At 60.5% G+C, this 17,059-nt stretch carries 14 protein-coding genes; 10 read left to right on the top strand and 4 right to left on the bottom strand.

All coding sequences use genetic code 11. The features are described from left to right. Window positions 1–58: 58 nt before the first annotated feature. From E5K02_RS11780 to E5K02_RS11765, 4 genes are all read left to right on the top strand, one after another. Window positions 59–1,897 (top strand): MutS-related protein, encoded by a 1,839-nt coding sequence (locus E5K02_RS11780; RefSeq protein WP_240737258.1) that lies wholly within the window; start codon window positions 59–61, stop codon window positions 1,895–1,897. 215 nt (window positions 1,898–2,112) lie between these two features. Continuing rightward, the gene (locus E5K02_RS11775; protein ID WP_240737257.1) at window positions 2,113–3,024 is read left to right on the top strand and encodes a bestrophin family ion channel; all 912 of its coding nucleotides are present in this window, start codon (window positions 2,113–2,115) and stop codon (window positions 3,022–3,024) included. A 412-nt stretch (window positions 3,025–3,436) separates the two neighbouring features. Next, window positions 3,437–3,820: an STAS domain-containing protein gene (locus E5K02_RS11770; RefSeq protein WP_135395009.1), complete on the top strand. Its 384-nt coding sequence runs from the start codon at window positions 3,437–3,439 to the stop codon at window positions 3,818–3,820. A gap of 197 nt (window positions 3,821–4,017) precedes the next feature. Then, window positions 4,018–6,156, top strand: coding sequence for an FUSC family membrane protein (locus E5K02_RS11765; RefSeq protein ID WP_135395008.1), 2,139 nt, complete (start codon window positions 4,018–4,020; stop codon window positions 6,154–6,156). 9 nt (window positions 6,157–6,165) lie between these two features. Here E5K02_RS11765 and E5K02_RS11760 read toward each other — a convergent pair whose 3' ends face one another. The 3 genes from E5K02_RS11760 to E5K02_RS11750 form a co-directional block, all read right to left on the bottom strand. Then, window positions 6,166–6,810 (bottom strand): response regulator, encoded by a 645-nt coding sequence (locus E5K02_RS11760; RefSeq protein ID WP_135395007.1) that lies wholly within the window; start codon window positions 6,808–6,810, stop codon window positions 6,166–6,168. A gap of 60 nt (window positions 6,811–6,870) precedes the next feature. Then, a complete protein-coding gene (locus E5K02_RS11755; protein WP_167856378.1) occupies window positions 6,871–8,709 on the bottom strand; it encodes a sensor histidine kinase in 1,839 nt (612 codons plus the stop codon). A gap of 252 nt (window positions 8,710–8,961) precedes the next feature. After that, the gene (locus E5K02_RS11750) at window positions 8,962–11,016 is read right to left on the bottom strand and encodes a S9 family peptidase (protein ID WP_135395005.1); all 2,055 of its coding nucleotides are present in this window, start codon (window positions 11,014–11,016) and stop codon (window positions 8,962–8,964) included. A 165-nt stretch (window positions 11,017–11,181) separates the two neighbouring features. On the opposite strand from E5K02_RS11750, the gene E5K02_RS11745 reads away from it, so the two are divergent. Further along, on the top strand, window positions 11,182–12,084 hold the full coding sequence (locus E5K02_RS11745; RefSeq protein ID WP_135395004.1) for a LysR substrate-binding domain-containing protein: 903 nt from the start codon (window positions 11,182–11,184) through the stop codon (window positions 12,082–12,084). Between the two features lie 93 nt (window positions 12,085–12,177). Beyond that, window positions 12,178–13,206 (top strand): YeiH family protein, encoded by a 1,029-nt coding sequence (locus E5K02_RS11740; protein ID WP_135395003.1) that lies wholly within the window; start codon window positions 12,178–12,180, stop codon window positions 13,204–13,206. A gap of 85 nt (window positions 13,207–13,291) precedes the next feature. Here E5K02_RS11740 and E5K02_RS11735 read toward each other — a convergent pair whose 3' ends face one another. Then, window positions 13,292–13,477 (bottom strand): hypothetical protein, encoded by a 186-nt coding sequence (locus tag E5K02_RS11735; protein WP_135395002.1) that lies wholly within the window; start codon window positions 13,475–13,477, stop codon window positions 13,292–13,294. 148 nt (window positions 13,478–13,625) lie between these two features. Here E5K02_RS11735 and E5K02_RS11730 point away from each other — a divergent pair, with 148 nt between their 5' ends. From E5K02_RS11730 to E5K02_RS11715, 4 genes are all read left to right on the top strand, one after another. Next, on the top strand, window positions 13,626–13,874 hold the full coding sequence (locus E5K02_RS11730) for a hypothetical protein (protein WP_135395001.1): 249 nt from the start codon (window positions 13,626–13,628) through the stop codon (window positions 13,872–13,874). A gap of 46 nt (window positions 13,875–13,920) precedes the next feature. After that, window positions 13,921–14,649: a hypothetical protein gene (locus E5K02_RS11725; protein WP_135395000.1), complete on the top strand. Its 729-nt coding sequence runs from the start codon at window positions 13,921–13,923 to the stop codon at window positions 14,647–14,649. 32 nt (window positions 14,650–14,681) lie between these two features. Beyond that, a complete protein-coding gene (locus E5K02_RS11720) occupies window positions 14,682–15,905 on the top strand; it encodes an SHOCT domain-containing protein (protein WP_135394999.1) in 1,224 nt (407 codons plus the stop codon). Window positions 15,906–16,031: 126 nt separating this feature from the next. Further along, window positions 16,032–17,051: a DUF3089 domain-containing protein gene (locus tag E5K02_RS11715; protein ID WP_167856377.1), complete on the top strand. Its 1,020-nt coding sequence runs from the start codon at window positions 16,032–16,034 to the stop codon at window positions 17,049–17,051. Window positions 17,052–17,059 lie beyond the last annotated feature (8 nt).

Raw genomic sequence — 17,059 nt, 5'->3', positions numbered from 1 at the left:
GCCGCGTACTAGGGAGGGTGAGAGTGTTACTTTTGACGCTCTCACCCTCTTTTGCGTTGTGCCCGTAGCCTCTTCCGCCTTCCGCCCGCTTACCGTTGCCCCGGCCGAGCTGTATACTGAAAACCTGACCGCCCATACGGCCCGGGAACGCTACTACGCCACCCGGCACCGCGTGGTAGCCTGGGTACGGGTAGCGGCCTTTGGCGCCAGCATAGCGGCCGTGTGGTGGCTGTTTTCGCAGGGGCAGTTGCGGGCTGCTTTTGCCGTGGTGGGCCTGGCCTACGTCGTGTTTCTGCTGCTGGTGCGCTGGCACAGCACCGTGGGCTACCAGCGGGAACACTACCGCCTGCTGGCCCAGCTCAATCAGGACGAGCTGGCCCGCCTCGAGGGGAAGCTCACCAGCTTCGACCCCGGTACCCGCTACCTCGACCCGGCCCATCCCTACACCGCCGACCTGGACGTGTTTGGCCCCCATTCCTTGTACCAGCTCCTGAACCGGGCTACCTCCCGCCTGGGCCATGACTGGCTGGCCGGCTGGCTGCTGGCCGGCGCGGCCCCGGCCGTCGTAGCGCAACGGCAGCAGGCCGTGGCCGAGCTGGCCCCCGATGTGGCCTGGCAGCAGGAGTGGCAGGCCCGGGCCCGGCATTACCCCAAGCAGGATACCGACCCGCGCCGCTTTACCGAGTGGCTGCGGCAGCCTGATTTCTTTCAGGGCAAAGCTTGGTTGAAAGTGTTGCTGCTGATACTGCCACCCTTGGCTACGGCCAGCGTGTTGCTCTGGCTGCTGGGCTACTCGGCCCGGCCGGTACTGCTGGCCGTGTTGGTACTGGGTGGTCTGAACGCCGTGTTCGGGCAGGCCCGGGCCGAGTACTTCCGCCACAGCTCCTCCATGCGCGACGCCCTGCGCGCCTACCGTGACCAGCTGGCTTGGTTTGAAGCCCAAACCTGGACCTCGCCCCGCCTGCGCGAGCTGCACACCACGCTGCACGCCAGCACCGACCAGAAGCCCGCTTCCCAGCTTATCGGACAGCTCACGCGCATTGCCGGGCTGTTTTCTTTGCGCGAGAGTCCCTTGGTAGCAGTAGTCATCAACAACATTCTGCTCTGGGACCTGGGCTGCATGTGGCTGCTGGAGCGGTGGAAAAAGCGCCTCGGCGGCCAGCTGGATGCCATGCTGGAAGTAGGGGCCGAGCTGGAAGCTCTGGTAAGCCTAGCCGGGTTTCAGGCGGCCAACCCCACGTATGCCGTACCCGCGCTGAGCACCACCCCGCTGGAAGTAACGGCCCAGGCCCTGGGGCATCCGCTGATTTTCACCCGGCAGCGCATCAGCAATGATTTCAGCACCAAAGGCGCGGGCCAAACCGGCGTTATCACCGGCTCGAATATGTCGGGCAAAAGCACGTTTCTGCGCACCGTGGGCCTGAACATGGTGCTGGCCCAGGCTGGTGCCGTGGTGTGCGCCCGCGCCATGCGTTTGGCCCCGGCCCAGGTGTACACGGCCATGCGCACCCAGGACAACCTGGCCGAAAGCACTTCCTCGTTTTACGCCGAGCTCAAGCGCCTACGCCTGCTGCTGGAGCTGACGGCCACCGGGCAGCCCGTGTTGTACCTGCTCGACGAGATTCTGAAAGGCACCAACTCGCTGGACCGGCACCGCGGGGCCCAGGCCCTGATTCGGCAGTTGCACCAGCGCCCGGCCAGCGGCCTGGTGAGTACCCACGACCTGGAGCTGTCGGCCATGGCCGAGGAGCTGCCCGGCGCCGTGACTAACTACAGTTTCAACAGTACCATTGAGGGCGACGAAATCCGCTTCGACTACCGCCTCACCCCCGGTCCCTGCCGCGAGTTCAACGCCAGCAAGCTGATGCAGCTCATGGGCATCGACGTACAGCTCTAGGGCCCGAAAGTCGAACTCCAAAGCTTGCCTTTCGGGCTGGCGCCTGTTAAACGCTACACCAGCACCCTGCGTAAGCGTACCTACTTCAACACAGACGAGCTGTTAGCCAGTATTGAGTTGACAACCCGTTCTTTCCACCTCCTCCTAACTGCCTGCTTGTGTACATCCGTGAAAATCTTCGTTGGCGCGTAATCTGGAAATATGCCTGGCGTAGCGTGCTGCTTTTTACGCTGTATTCCCTCTTTATCTGCTTTCTGTACGCCTCGGTAGGCATGCGCTTCATTGCCATTCCCTGGCAGCCCGTGGCTACGCTCGGCATTGCTGTGTCGTTTTACATCGGCTTCAAGAACAACGGCTCCTACGACCGGTTCTGGGAAGGGCGGCAGCTGTGGGGTGGTATCGTGAATGCCAGCCGCACCTGGGCCATCAAGGCGCTGGAATTTGTTACCTCAGTGGTTGATGCGCCCAACGTGCAGGCGCCGGCCGCCAGTGCCCACGAGCTTAGCCACCGCCACCGTCAGCTCGTGTACCGCCACATTGCCTGGTGCAACGCCTTGCGCATCCACCTGCGCCGGCAGCCCGAGCTGTGGGACGATGAAGTGGCGCCCTTTCTGGACCCGGAGGAGTCGGAGGTGATGCGGCGCAAGCAGAATCCGCCGGCTCACCTGGTGCGCCAGCAGGCCGCCGAGTTGCGCATCCTGCGCGAGGAGCGGGGCCTGCTCAACGACTTTCAGCACGTCTCGATGGTCGAAACCCTGGAGCAGCTCTACAACTTGCAAGGCGGTTGTGAGCGAATTAAGAATACCCCGTTTCCGCGGCAGTACGCCTTTTTTAGCTACGTGTTCGTGTGGCTGTTTACGGCCCTGCTGCCCCTGGGCCTGCTGGGCGAATTCTCCAAGCTGGGCCCTTCGCACGTGTGGCTTACCGTGCCGTTTTCCGTGCTGGTATCCTGGGTATTCAACACAATTGAAGTGGTGGGGCACACCAGCGAAAATCCGTTCGACAACCTGATGAACGACGTGCCCATGACGGCGTTGTGCCGCAGCATTGAAATCGACCTGCGCGAAATGCTGGGCGAAACCAAGCTGCCTGGCCGCCTCGAGCCCATCGACGACATTCTCTACTAGCCCGCTGGGCGCCTGATTGGGTATTATATAGAATATGAACTATATGCACGGCTGATGTTTTCAGCTGCTCGGCCTGGGTGTGCCCTGGTAATAATCTGATTATCCGGCTAATAGGGCTGCTTTTGGAGTAAGCAGGCACCGGGTACAAAGCCAATAGAAAGGGCGCGGTGCCAAGTTGTAATTATCTAAGTAAATATGTGACCAGGAAACTATTAATTTAATAATGAACGTCTTACGTCTGAAAATTATACCTTGGGCATCTCAGACTAATCACTGCCAAAATCGTATTTAGGGTGCCAATTGTAGTCGACTGAGAGCTGATTTTTTCCTCGGTACTGTTGCCACGCCCTCGGCTGATTTTTCCGCTCTGCCTCCTTCTCCAAACCCCGCCAACCATTCTTGACAAGTACGCATGGAAGTTTATCGAGAGATTCTGCCGGAAAGCTACCTCCTGATTCTGGCCGACGATGTGCCCACCTCCCCCGACCACGAGGATGATGCCCTGGACCGCGCCCTGAGCCGGGCGGCCCGGAGTGGCAAATCTAGCGTCTGGGTCGACTGCAGCCACCTGCACCACTTGCCCTCCGATTCCGCCGAGCTTCTTACCTATTATTATCATAAACTCAGCAAGCACGGCATGAGCCTGGTGTTGTGCCACCTTAACGACACGGTGCGGCAAGAACTGACCGTGCTGACGCCTTCTCTGAACCTGCCTATTGTTCCGACACTCCTGGATGCCGAGAAGTACTGCCAGCAACACGTGAACCTGCGCAGTTCACAGTCCGACGCGGCATAATCCATCAGTGGCCCATGTTGCAAACCCCGCCCTCATCCGGCGGGGTTTTTTGTGGGGCCTGGGTAGGAGTGGGTCACCACCATTCTAGTTCCGTCGCGAGCAGCCAGTTGCAAGCATTACCTTAAGTATAGCCAACAGCGCTTACCTTGCCGGCCGTATAAGGAGCCATTCCAGCACCCACCCGATACGCCGCCGTAATGAACGAGCAAACCCGAAAAATCCACTACTTCTTCTTTGGACAGGATTTTTCCGACGGTTTGCGCATCACCTTCGCTATTCTGCTCCCTGCCCTCGTGTTTGCCCGCCTGGGGCAGTTCGAAACCGGGTTGGCCCTCTCTACCGGCGCCGTCTGCATCAGCATCACCGATTTGCCCGGGCCCATTGAGCACAAGCGCAACGGCATGCTCTACGGTAACCTCTGCATTTTTCTGGTGGCCCTGCTCACCGGTTTGGTACAGCACTCCAACCTGCTGCTGGGCCTGGAAGTAGCCACCCTGACGTTCATCTTCACGATGTTTCTGGTGTATGGAGCCCGGGCCGGAGCACTGGGCTCGGCGGCTTTGCTCATTATGATTCTGCTGATGGACCAGCCCCGTACGCCGGCCCAGATACTGCCTCACGCTGCGCTGGTGCTGGCTGGGGGCGCGTGGTATATGGTGCTGAGCCTGTTGCTGCACCAGGTACGGCCCCACCGGGCGGCCCGCCAGGCCCTGGCCGAGTGCATTCACGCCATTGCCCAGTTCCTGACCGTGAAAGCGGACTTTTATACGCTGGAAACCTCTTTGCAGGAAGATTACCGCCACCTGATAGCCCAGCAGGTAATTGTCAGTGAAAAGCAGGATGCCGTGCGGGAGGTGCTTTTTAAAAGTCGGCAGATTGTAAACGAGTCGACGAACCGGGGGCGGCGCCTGGTGGTCACTTTTATCGACGTAGTCGACCTCTACGAGCATATCACGGCTACCTACTACGACTACGCCGCCCTGCGCGCCCAGTTTGGTCATACCGGAGTGCTGGGGGAAGTAGCCCAGATGATCCGGCACATGGCCGTAGAGCTGGACCACATCGGGGCCGCCATTCAAGCCAACCGCCCCTATACCACCCGCGCCGACCTGAAAGGCCAGCTGGAAGCCCTGAAAACGCACATCGATGCCATCGGGGAGGCCGGCACCGCGGGCAGCAACCTGGTACTGAAGAAGATTCTGGTGAACCTGCGCAACCTCACCCAGCGCGTCAACGACATCCTGAAGTACTTCGACCCGGCCAAAGCCGGGCAGGTCCAGGGCCGGGAGCTGGAATTCTCGCGCTTCGTGTCGCACAACGAGTTTGAACTCAAATCCCTGCGCGACAACCTCACATTCAATTCCTCCGTGTTTCGCCACGCCGTGCGCATGACGCTGGCTTGCTCCGTGGGCTTTATTGCCTCCAAGCTGCTGTTTCCGGGCTACCACAGCTACTGGATTCTGATGACGACGACCTACATGCTCAAGCCCGGCTTTAGCCTGACCAAGGAGCGCAACTATCAACGGATTCTGGGCACTCTGGCCGGCGGGGCCCTTGGGGTGTTGATTCTGCTGCTCATTCCCGACCAGACGGTGCAGTTTGTGTGCATGGTGGTGCTGATGGTCATTTCCTACAGCTTCCAGCGCACCAACTACATCGTCACCGTCACCTGCCTCACACCCTTTATCCTGATTATGTTCAGTCTGCTGGGCGTGGGCTACGTGGGCGTTGTCGAGGAGCGCATCCTCGACACGTTTATCGGTTGCGCCATTGCTTTCTCGGCGGGCTATTTCCTGTTTCCAAAGTGGGAATCGGAGCAGTTGGAGGACTTTATGCGGGCCGTGCTGCGGGCCAACCTGCACTACCTGCACAAGCTGGCGGAGAGTATTTCGGGCGTCTCCTTCCGCCAAACCGACTACAAGCTGGTGCGCAAGGAAGTGTACGTCAGCTCGGCCAACCTCTCGGCCGCGTTTCAGCGCATGCTCTCCGAGCCCAAAAGTACCCGGCGCAGCAGCAACGAAGTGCACGAGTTTGTGGTCCTGAACCACATTCTGGCCTCCAATATTGCCTCCATTACCTCAGCCGCCACCGCCCAGCCTATGGTGCCCGTGGTGCGCAAGCCCCTACGCCTGGCCCTCTCGACGCTGGTGCGCAGCCTGAAAAAGCTGGACCCCGAAGCTCAGGAGCCCGCCACCGATTTTCTGGCCGTCGAAGCTGATGCTTTTCCTAAGCAGGTGCTAACGCCGGAAGAGAACCTGGTGCGCGAGCAGCTAGAGTTTATTCAAAAAGTCAGCAGCGACATCAGCAAGACCACCGACGCCATTCTGGCCCGGTAAACTACCTGGTTACAACCCGTAGTCAAACGCGAACTGCAGCAGGGCCGCCATATTCGGCAGCTCCAGCTTGTGCATGATGTTGCGGCGGTGGGTACCCACCGTGAATTCCGACAACGACAACCGGTCGGCAATTTCGCGGGTAGTCAGCCCACCCCGAATCAGCCCCACTATTTCCCGCTCCCGCACTGAAAGCCGGTGTAGGCGTAGCAATGGTTCGGTGGCCGTCAGGGTCGGTGCGTGCTGCCGGGGCCGCTGGGGAAACATCTGCTCGCCGGCGTGCACCCGCCGAATGGCGGCCAGCAGCTGGTCGGCGTCCGCCGATTTGGGCAGGTAGCCCTGGGCCCCGGCCGCGGCCACCCGCTCGATAAGCTCGGGGCCGGTGGCTGTGCTGAAGACCAACACCCGCAGCTGGGGCCACTGCTGGCGCAGCTGGGGCAGCAGGGTCAGGCCGTCGGGCCCGGGCAGGTGCAGGTCCAGCAGCAGCACATCGGCAGGGGAGGGGGCGGCGGCATGCAGCCAGGCTAGCAGCGCCCCACCCGAAGCCAGCTGCCCCACCACTGTAATGTCGGCCTGCTCGGCCAGCAGTAGGGCCAGACTTTGGGTTAGCATGAGGTGGTCATCAACGATAAGAAGGCGGCAGGGAGCAGCGGGCATATAGGTCGTTGAAGAGAGAGCAGGAGAAAGTGAAAAAGCGGCTGGATCTCCAGAAAGGGATTAGCAGGGAAGGCGTACGATGATACTAGTACCGTGGGATGCGCTGTCGATATGCAGCTGCCCGTGCAGGTAGTCGGCCCGGGCCCGCACCCCCCGCAGCCCGATACCGGCGGCCGGGTGATTTTGTTCGAAGCCGCGGCCATTATCTTCCACCAGGATTTCCAGCTCTTGCGGGTGGCGCAGCAGCTGCACCGATACTTCGGTGGCCCGGGAGTGCCGAATGGCGTTATTCAGCAGCTCGGCAGTAATACGGTAGGCCGCCTGTTGCACCGCGGCGGGCAGTTCATTGACCCCAGCGTCGCAGTAAGGAGTTACCTTCGGAGTGCCATACGCATTGTGCAGCTCGGCCAGCACCGCCACCGATTCGGTTAGGGTGCCCTGGCCGGGTTCGACGGGCAGGATACTGTGGCTGAAGGTGCGGACATCGTCGCGCAGGTGGCGCAGCAGCAGCTCGGTGTGGTGGGCTACGGCCGTGGCGGCCGGGGAGCTGGCCAGGGCTTCGCGCATGGCCGGGCCCTGCCAGGCCATGTGCAGGGCCGCCAGGTTGGGGCCCAGGGCATCGTGCAGCTCCCGGGCCAGCTGGGCGCGCTCTTCTTCCTGGGCGGCAATCAGTCGGGTGCCTTGGGCATTGCGCTGGCGCAGCTGGCGGATGCGCAGCTTCTCGTTTTGCCGCAGCGTGTGCCGAAACCGGCCCGTGAGCAGGGCACTCAATACAATAAGCTCTAGCACCAGGCCCCAGGCTAGGGCATTGGGCCGAATCAAATTAAAATTGGTCAGGCCCAGGTGATTGAGCCAGAAGAGCATGAACCCGACGAAGAAGAAAAAATACGTAAGCGCGTAGTAGGCGGCCAGCTGCTGACGGCGGGAAAGCAGCACCGCTATCAAGGTGCCCCAGCTGTAGATGGCCAGTGTGAGTAGCAGTACTTCCCGCGCGCCGTTGAGCACGGTGGCCAGCGTGGCACTGGTTTTCACGGCCCAGGGAAAAAGAAGGGAATACGCCAGCACGAACCCGGCCGAGCCAGCCGCCAGCCAGTTGCCCAGGCGGTAGAGGCGGGGCCAGCCGGTCCGCAGCCGCAGATACGACTGCATAATCTGCACCCCGCAGGCGGCGGCCAGCAGCAGCAGGTTAAATTGCCCCACCGACCATATCAGCTGGTAGAGGACTGCGGGCAGCACCAGGGCATCGAAGCCGTCTTCCATCAGCAGAAACAGCGTGATGCAGAGCACGTACAGCACGTACCAGATGTGGATACGGTCGCGCAGAAAGGCGAACAGCACCAGGTTGAACAGGGCACTGCTAACGTAAAAGCCCAGCAGCCAGATCCAGTGCCGCTCAAAAGGAGCCTGCACTTCCGAGGCCAGAAACTGCTCGGTGGTTTCGATGTAGGTGGGCAGGTAGAGGGCCCCAGCCCGGTGGTCGACGCGTAGGTAGAGCACGGCCCGCTGACCTGCTTCCAGGGTGAAGGGAAAACTCAGGGAACGGGCCGGAAAGGGGCGCTGGTCGGCGGGCTGCCAGGAGCTGGCCGTTACTTGGCTGAAGCGCTGCTCACCGGCAGTACGGATGTAGAGGGTGGCCGAGTCGGTGAAGTTGTAGATGCTCCACACGTAGCGGCTACGCTGTGGCGAGGTATTGGCCACGGCAATTCGCTCCCAGACGCGCTGGTGCAGAAACCCCAGGCTAAGCGCCTTGTGCCAGCGGCCCGGGGCAAAGGCGCCGGCCCGCCACAAGCTGTCGGCGTGCTCCGGGCTGGGCTTGACGGAAAACGGCTCGGTGTAGTAACGGTACACTTCCGAGACGTGCCGGTGGTTTTCGCCTTCCAGGAATAGTGTATCCAGCAATGTCTGAACCTCAGCTGTTTGAGCTATACCGCGCACCGAAAAGCCAAACAGGAAGGCACACAGAGCAAGCAGGCGAAGAAGCACGGGAGCGGAAAAAGCGGGGTGAAGGCAAAGAACAAGGGAGGAACTGGCTGTATAGTACTGCGGAAGCCCTTGCCACGTTGCCTTGCCGCCCAACTTAAGGGCCGTAGCAAGCATAAACGCCCGTTTCCACAGCAGGAAACGGGCGTTGGCAAGGCGGCCCTAGTAGATTTACTTGGCCACCGGAGCTTCGGGCTTTAGTGTGCGGCCCAGCCACTCAAAAAACACCCGGTTCCAGAGCACCGCATTCTGGGGCTTCTGAATCCAGTGGCCTTCGTTGGGGAAGTACAAAAAGCGGCTCGGAATACCGCGCAGCTGCGCCGTGCCGAAAGCTTCCATGCCCTGATCTTCGGGCACCCGGAAGTCTTTGCCGCCGTGAATCACCAGAATCGGGGTGTCCCACTTGCCCACAAACTGCTGGGGGTTAAACTCAGTGTAGCTTTTGTTGAGCGGGGTTTCCCAGGGCGCCGCGCCCAGGTCGTGCTTGGCGAAGAACATTTCCTCGGTGCTGGGGTACCAACTCGTCAGGTTGAACAGGCCGGCGTGGGCAATGAAGGTTTTGAAGCGGCCTTCGTGGTGGCCGGCCAGGTAGTACACCGAGTAGCCGCCGTAGGAGGCGCCCACGCAGCCGCGCCGGTCCTTGTCCACAAAAGGCTCCTTGCTCACCTCGTCAATAGCCGAGAGGTAGTCGCGGATGGGCTGTCCGCCCCAGTCGCCCGAAATGCTATTGTTCCACTCGGTGCCGAAGCCCGGCAGGCCGCGGCGGTTGGGTGCCACCACAATATAGCCGTGGGCGGCCATGAGCTGGAAATTCCACCGGTACGAAAAGCTCTGGGTAATGGGGCTCTGCGGGCCGCCCTGGCAGTAGAGCAGGGTGGGGTACTTCTTGCTCGGGTCAAAATCGGGCGGGTAAATGACGTAGACCTGCATCTGTTTGCCGTCGGTAGTCGTCACGCGGCGGTTTTCCACCTTGCCCATTTTCACCCCGGTCAGCTGCTCCTGGTTGAGGCTAGTCAGCGACGTTTCCTTGCCGGTCTTCAGGTCTAGGCGGACCAGGTCGGCGGGGCTGCTGATGGTGGTTTTGTTGGCCACCGCCTGGTCTTTGCCCACCAGTTCAAAGGCATTGTAATTTTGGGCGCCCTGGGTCAGCTGCCGGATTTTGCCGCCCTTGCTCGGCACCGAGAAAATCTGGTCGGTGCCCTGAATCACGCTGGCAAAGTAGATAGTCTTGCCGTCGGGGCTCCAGCGCAGGTTGGCCGCCGACTGCTCCGAGCCTGTGGTAATGTCTTCGCGCTTCTTGGTTTTGAAGTCGTACACCACAATGCCGTTGCGGTCGGCCTCGAAGCCCGGCGTGGCCATGCTCAGCCAGGCCACCTTAGTACCGTCGGGCGAAAATACCGGCTCCACGTCGTAGCCCTCCAGACCCTGGCTCAGATTTTCGGTTTTACCGTCCCGGATGCTGTAGAGGTAGATGTCGGAGTTGGTGCTTTCGGCCTCGGCCTTGCCCGTGAGCTTGCGCGAGGTGTAGGCAATGGTGTAGCCGTCGGGCGAAAAGGCGAGCTGCTCGGAGCCGGCCAGCGGGGCCAGCGGCGAGTCGAATTTCTCCCCGGCCATGGCGTCCTTGCCGTAGCCAGTGGGTTTGCCATCAGCGGCCAGGGGTTGGAAAAACACGTGTGAGACTTTGAAATCGTCCCACACATTCCAGTGCCGGTAGTTCAGATCGTCGATGATACGGGCCTCGGCCTTGGGCAGGTCGGGATACCAGTCCTTCACCTCCTTGCCCGTCTTTACATCCTGGGTGTAGAGAATAAAGTTGGCTTTGGGGGCGTATTTCAGGTTAGCCAGTCCTTCCTCCGGAAACTGGCTGAGTTGCTGCTTGCCCGAGCCATCGGCGTTGATGACGTAGAGCTGGTCGGTGCCGCTTTCCCCCGATACAAACGTCAGCTTGCCGTCGGGGCGCCAGTTCAGGGTGTTTTCCGAGGTAGGGGTGGTGGTAAGTTGCTGTACGGCCCCGCCGGCCACCGGCACCAGGTAGATGTCCGCGTTGCCTTTGTTGTCGCCCAGGCTGTAGCGCGTCACGGTGAAGGCTACCGTTTTCTGGTCCGGCGACACCTGCATCTCGCCCAGGCGGCCCAGCTGCCAGAGCTTTTCCGGTGTCAGCACCGATGGTTGGGCCACGGCGGCCAGGGGGAGCAGGGCCAGTGCGGCGAGGAAAGGTTTATTCATGGAAACTGTGGAAATGGGAATTGCTCAGGAAAGGTAAGCAGAGTTCGTTTTGGGTAGGCCGAACGTAAGCTTTGAGCAACTGATTAACCGACCAATACCCTCTAAAAGCCCGGCCCGGCCCAGCGTAAACAACGAAATACCAAAAACCGGCAGCATCTTGCACCCATGCCCGATTTTCGTCTTCGCGTTTTTCAGTCGGTGGCGCGCCACCTGAGCTTTACCAAGGCCGCCCAGGAGTTGTTTATCACCCAGCCTGCCATAACCAAGCACATCCGGGAGCTGGAGCGTAGCTATGGGCAGCGCCTGTTTGAGCGGCGCGGCAACCGGGTCAGTCTTACCGAAGCGGGCCGCCTGCTGCTCAGCCATGCCGACGCCGTGGAAGTGCTGCACCAGCAACTCACCGACCAGCTCCACGGCTTGCACGCCGAGGCGGCGGGCCGCTTGCGGCTGGGAGCCAGCACCACGCTGGCCCAGTACGTGCTGCCCCCGATTCTGCCCGGCTTTCAGGCCCGCTACCCCAACATCGAGCTGACCCTCTACAACGGCAACTCCGAGCAGATTGCCGAGTCCTTGCTCTATGGCCACGTCGACCTGGGCTTTGTGGAAGGGCAAGTGAAAAACCGCGACCTGCACTACGAGCCGCTGCTGGACGATGAGCTGGTCGCCGTGCGCCGCACCACGCCCACGGGGCCGCCCACCGAACCCATGTCGCTGCGCGAAGCCCTGCAACACCCGCTGGTACTACGAGAGCGGGGCTCGGGTACGCTCGAGGTCCTGGAGTTTGCGTTGCGAGCCCAGAAAATTCGCATGTCCGATGTGCAGGTAGCACTGTACCTGGACAATACCGAAGCCATTAAATCGTACCTGGAGGCGGCACCCAACTGCCTGGGCTTCGTGTCGAAACAGGCGTTGAAAAAAGACATTGAGGCGGGGCGGCTGGAAGTGGTGCCCGTGCGCAACCTGACCCTGACGCGGCAGTTTGAGGCCGTCTGGTTGCAGGGGCAGCCGCTGGCCGTGCCGGCCCGCCGGTTTTTGCTCCACGCCCAGCAGGCATTTAGTGAGGTTTAGTATTACTTTAAGTAATAACTAATAATCAATTTTGATTATCGAACGGGCTGGGGTGCACGTACTTTTGGGGCAGTAATTGCTTCTGCCCTACCTATGAAGGTAACCCACCCCGCCCCACCCGTATTGCCTCACCCCGAAGAAGCGCGTAGTGCTTTTTCGGCTTTTCTACGGCATCCCTTTCCCCTGTTGGGAGGAAGCCTCACGCCCCAACGGCTGATTTTTGCCGCGGCCTTGCTGGTCTGCATTTCGCCCTTGGGCTCGGCGCCCCTGGCTTTGCTGCTGGGGCTGCTGGTGGCCTTGGTAGTTGGTAATCCTTTTCAGGCGCAGAGCCGGCGCCTTACGAGTAAGCTGTTGCAGTGGTCCGTCATCGGGCTGGGCTTTGGTATGAATGCCCAGGCGGCCGTGCAGGCCGGGCAGCAGGGCTTTGTCTTTACCATTGCCTCTATTTTCGGCACGCTCACGCTGGGCTACCTAGTTGGGCGCTGGTTTCGCCTTGATACCAAAACCTCCCACCTGATTGCCAGCGGCACGGCTATTTGCGGGGGCAGTGCCATTGCAGCCGTAGGCCCGGTGCTGAAAGCCAATGAGTCGCAGATGTCGGTGGCCCTGGGGGCGGTGTTTATCCTGAACTCTATTGCCCTGTTCGTTTTTCCAATGCTGGGCCACGAGCTGCACCTAAGCCAAACCCAGTTTGGGCTCTGGTGCGCCATTGCCATCCACGATACCAGCTCGGTAGTAGGGGCGGCCAGCCACTACGGCGACCAGGCCCTGCAGATTGCCACCACCGTTAAGCTAGCCCGAGCCCTGTGGATTATTCCCGTAGCTCTGGGCACCGCCTTTCTGTTCAAAACCCCGGGCGCCAAGGTCAAGCTGCCGTACTTCATTTTGGGCTTTATCGGGGCCATGCTGCTCAATACCTACGTACCGGCGCTGCAGCCCGTAGCTCCCTGGGCCGTGAAGCTGGCTAAAATCGGCCTGACGCTGACCTTGTTTCTAATTGGAGCCGGACTGTCGGCCCAGGTGCTGCGCTCCGTTGGGGTCCGGCCCTTTGTGCAGGCGGCCCTGCTCTGGGCCGTTATTTCGCTGGTTTCGCTGTATGCCATCCTGCATACGGTCGTTTAGCCCTCCAAAAACCGACTTAGCAAAATCCAAAAGGCCCATCCTGCGCAGGATGGGCCTTTGCTCTGTGGGTACACAAAACAGCTGACTACTCGTCGGCTTTCTTGCGGCCGGAGCCGCTTTTCTTACCGCCGCCGTCGTTCTTGTTGACCGTGGCCCAGGCCCGACGCTCGGCCTCGTCTTCCGACAGGCCCCGCTTTTCGTAGCCTTCTTCGATATGTTCAGCCTGCCGCTTCTGTTTGTCGGTGTAGGCCGATTTGTCTCCTCTTGGCATGATGGAAAGTCGTTAGGTGCGAAGAATCACTAAACTGGTTTTCAAGCTATACGCCCCGTTTTTTGTGGTGTTATGTCGAGCTTGGAGCCCGGGAGTTGCCAGCCGGTGCCTATCTTCGCCCCTTGTTCGTTCCTTATGACCTGTTGCCATGCGCCAACTTGCTGATATTCCGCATCCGGAGGCTAAAATCACGCTTTTCTCCTGGAATGGTAAATACCTCATTAAGCTGGAACGGGGCCCGTTTGAGCAAACCTATAAGGTGAGCGAAATGGATGTTGCCAGCGAGGCAGAAGTGCGCGCCCTGCTCGATGAGGAGTTTATTGCAGCCGCAGTGCAGCGCTTTGCCCAGATGCACCACGATTTGCAGGCTGCCTTCACCCGGCACGATATTTATTAACCAGCCGCCACTGGCCTGGTCGTTCCGTTCGTTTGAATCCTTTACTATGAAATTCTTTGTTTCTACCATCCTGCTAGCCTCGTTGTTGGGCTTGTCGGCCCCGAAGGCCAGTGCCCAACTCTACGAGGCCCGCACTAGCTCTGTCAACTTTGAAAAGAAGGAGCGCGACGCAGTGAAAGTGCAGATAGAAGCCACCGCCGCCTGGACGCGCGACTTCTGGCAGTCGTGGCTAAAGGACACTTACAACATCCGGCTCAAAGGCGACGGAGTGCTGGGCGTTGGCAAAAAAGACGTTCTCGTGGCCAAACAAACCCCCGCTTCCAGCGTGTCGGGCAAGCTGATTGACTTCTATTCCATGGTTACGGCGCCCTCCGATTCGACTTCGGAGCTCTCGGTTTTTGCCGCTTTTGGCCCCGACACGTTTCTGAACCCCGACAAAACTCCGACCGAGTTTGCCGCCCTGCGCAGCATGGCCCAAAGCTTTGCGGGTGCGGCCCGCATCAAGGCCTACAAAGAGAAAATTGCCGAAGCCGAAAAGCAGCTCAAAGAGGCTGAAAAGGAAAAGGAGCGCCTGCAAAAGGAAATTACCACCCTGGAAGCCAATACGACCAGCAACCTGGCCCGGATTGAGGCCCTGAAGCAAACCAACATCAGCAACGCGCTGAAAGCTCGCGAAGACTCGGTCAAGCTCGTCACCAACGCCCAGCAAATGGAGCTGCGCAAGGTGCAATTGCAAAAGCGGCGTGACCGTCTGTCGGCCCTAGACCGTAAATAGGCTGCTGCTTGCCAGCCAAACAGCTGATTCCTATGGAAAAAGACCCTTCTCCCCTTGATACCCTGCGCCAGCTCAAAGAGTGGCTCGACGCCGGTACGATTACGCCGGCCGAGTTCGACACCCTGAAGCGCAAGCTCCTCTTCAGTGAACAGAACGCGTCGGCTTCTGCTCCGCCTGCGCCAGCTACTCCGGCGACTCCTGTTGCGCCACCACCGGCACCAACCGAGCCGCCCGTGGTTGTAGGTCCGCCGGCGTCTCCGGTACCACCCTTGCCAAGCTCAGCGGCTGGTGGCTTCGGGCAGGAGCCGCCCCGCCCGCCGGTGGTAATGAAGCCCGTGGAACCCGAGTTCCGGCCAACTCCTCCGGTTGTGCCACCCGTAACTCCGCCACCCGTCCACCCGGTGCCGCCCGTAGAAACTTACAGCTACACGCGCGACCGGCCGGCCGAGCCAGTGTATACCAACGTTCCGGCCCCGCAATTCGAGGCCAACGAGCTGCCCGATGAGCCGGACGAGGCGGCTTATGTGGCCCCGGCCCGTAGCCCGTTGTCGACCATTCTGATTGTGGGCGGCATTCTGGCTCTGCTGGCTCTTATTGCTTACCTAACCCTTGGTAACCGCGAATCGGAGCGTCTGAGCAGCTTGTCGCGCACTGAGCAGGATAGCCTGGCCACTAAGCCGGAAGAAGGCCCCCAGGCCGAGCAGATTGATTTGCCGCCCGCCGCCGCGCCCGAAACGGTGCGGGTAGCTCCCGCGCTGCCGCCGGCCGCCGCCCCGGCCCAAGACTCGGCTGCTACGGTTCCGGCTACTAGCCCTGCGCAGGAAGCCACGCCTGCGGCTGCCCCAGCCGTCGATGAAAGCGCCGTGCGCAGCCGTATCGAAAGCACACTGTCGGCTTACTACGAAGACATGAAAGCCGCACCCTTCAGTGCTGCTCAGTATTTCTCGCCTACGGTCGAGCGGTTTTATACGCTGCAAAACACCACGCCGGCCGCCATCAATGAGGAGCTGACCCGCAGCCACTTCCCGGAGTTTCTGGAGGCGTCCACCGAAATTGAGCCAGGCAGTTTGCAAATCAGCGACGTGGCCAACGACGGTTCGCGCGTAGTGACCTTCCTGGAGAAAAGCCAGGCCTTGCGCCAGTCGCTGCAGAAGCACCAGCAAACCCGGGCGCAGGTGCGGGTGCGCTTCGATAAGAACTACAAAATCAAGTACCTGCGTCAGGAGCGGTTGCTCGAAAATACATTTACGGACTAACCTACTTGGGTTAGTGCTTCTGGAAATAGCTCACGCAGTCGGCTGCGTGAGCTATTTTTGTGTTCTCCTTATCCGTTGGCAATGGTTACTTCTGCTCTATATCGGTCGGTTTGGGTAAGTGCAGCATTGCTGACTCTGCCAGGACTGAACGCCTGTATTTCGGTTATCAAGCCCGGCAAGCAGTTCGCCGATACCCAGCCCGCCTCCCTGCCCGACTACGCTCAGCCCGACAACTGGGCCGCGCTGCCGACCCGGCGCGACTCGGCCGACGTCGTGCCGCTGGGCTCCGGGCTGCGCGACCAGCAGCGGCAGGCGTTGGCCGATGTGTTCTACGTGCACCCAACTACTTACTACAAGCGCGAATCCTGGAATGCCGACCTCACCGATGAGCGCCTGAACCACTTCACCGACAACAGCACCATCCGCAAGCAGGCTACGGTTTTCAACGCGGCGGCTCGGGTGTATGCCCCGCGTTACCGGCAGGCTACGCTGTATTCTTTCTTCGATGAGAAAAGCAGCAACGGTAAGGAAGCGCTGAATCTGGCGTATTCAGATGTTAAAGCCGCTTTTCAATACTACTTAGCGCACTACAACCAGGGCCGTCCCATCATCATTGCCGGCCACAGCCAGGGTACGTTCCATGCCACGCGCCTGCTCCACGAGTTCTTCGACAATGACCCCAAGCTGCGCAAACAGCTCGTCGCTGCCTACCTCATCGGCTTCAAAGTCAAAACCGACGAGTACCAAGCCCTGCGTCCCTGCGAAGACTCCACCCAAACCGGCTGCTACGTGGGCTGGAATTCGGTGGAGTGGGGCAACGAGTATCCGCCTTTCGACGGTGGGGTGGCCACCAACCCTCTGACCTGGAAGCGCGACACCGCCGCGGCGCCTAGTCACCTGAACAGGGGAGGAGTCCCACTGGCCTTCAACCGGATTGACACCGCCGTTGTCGGGGCCCAGGTACACAACGGCTTGCTGTGGATCAACGTCCCCAAGCCCATCGGCTACCCGCGCTTTCTGCTGCCCGGCCAGCCCGAACTTCGCCATTCCTTCCACATTGCCGACTACGGCCTGTTCTACCTCAACCTGCGCCGCAACGCTGTTACCCGGGTGCAGGCTTATACTGCCCAGCCCCAACGCCCGTAAAGCCTTCC

This window comes from Hymenobacter metallicola (assembly GCF_004745645.1).
In the GTDB taxonomy this organism is placed as follows: domain Bacteria; phylum Bacteroidota; class Bacteroidia; order Cytophagales; family Hymenobacteraceae; genus Hymenobacter; species Hymenobacter metallicola.
Note: the sequence above shows the minus strand (reverse complement) of the source record. Positions and strands in the feature narration are given on the sequence as shown.

What these genes read in the sequence shown, in the direction of transcription:
- E5K02_RS11770 (WP_135395009.1), top strand. Translation starts at nt 3,437, where the DNA reads ATGGAAGTTTATCGAGAGATTCTGCCGGAAAGCTACCTCCTGATTCTG.
- E5K02_RS11765 (WP_135395008.1), top strand. Translation starts at nt 4,018, where the DNA reads ATGAACGAGCAAACCCGAAAAATCCACTACTTCTTCTTTGGACAGGAT.
- E5K02_RS11760 (WP_135395007.1), bottom strand. Translation starts at nt 6,810, where the DNA reads ATGCCCGCTGCTCCCTGCCGCCTTCTTATCGTTGATGACCACCTCATG.
- E5K02_RS11750 (WP_135395005.1), bottom strand. Translation starts at nt 11,016, where the DNA reads ATGAATAAACCTTTCCTCGCCGCACTGGCCCTGCTCCCCCTGGCCGCC.
- E5K02_RS11745 (WP_135395004.1), top strand. Translation starts at nt 11,182, where the DNA reads ATGCCCGATTTTCGTCTTCGCGTTTTTCAGTCGGTGGCGCGCCACCTG.
- E5K02_RS11740 (WP_135395003.1), top strand. Translation starts at nt 12,178, where the DNA reads ATGAAGGTAACCCACCCCGCCCCACCCGTATTGCCTCACCCCGAAGAA.
- E5K02_RS11735 (WP_135395002.1), bottom strand. Translation starts at nt 13,477, where the DNA reads ATGCCAAGAGGAGACAAATCGGCCTACACCGACAAACAGAAGCGGCAG.
- E5K02_RS11730 (WP_135395001.1), top strand. Translation starts at nt 13,626, where the DNA reads ATGCGCCAACTTGCTGATATTCCGCATCCGGAGGCTAAAATCACGCTT.
- E5K02_RS11725 (WP_135395000.1), top strand. Translation starts at nt 13,921, where the DNA reads ATGAAATTCTTTGTTTCTACCATCCTGCTAGCCTCGTTGTTGGGCTTG.
- E5K02_RS11720 (WP_135394999.1), top strand. Translation starts at nt 14,682, where the DNA reads ATGGAAAAAGACCCTTCTCCCCTTGATACCCTGCGCCAGCTCAAAGAG.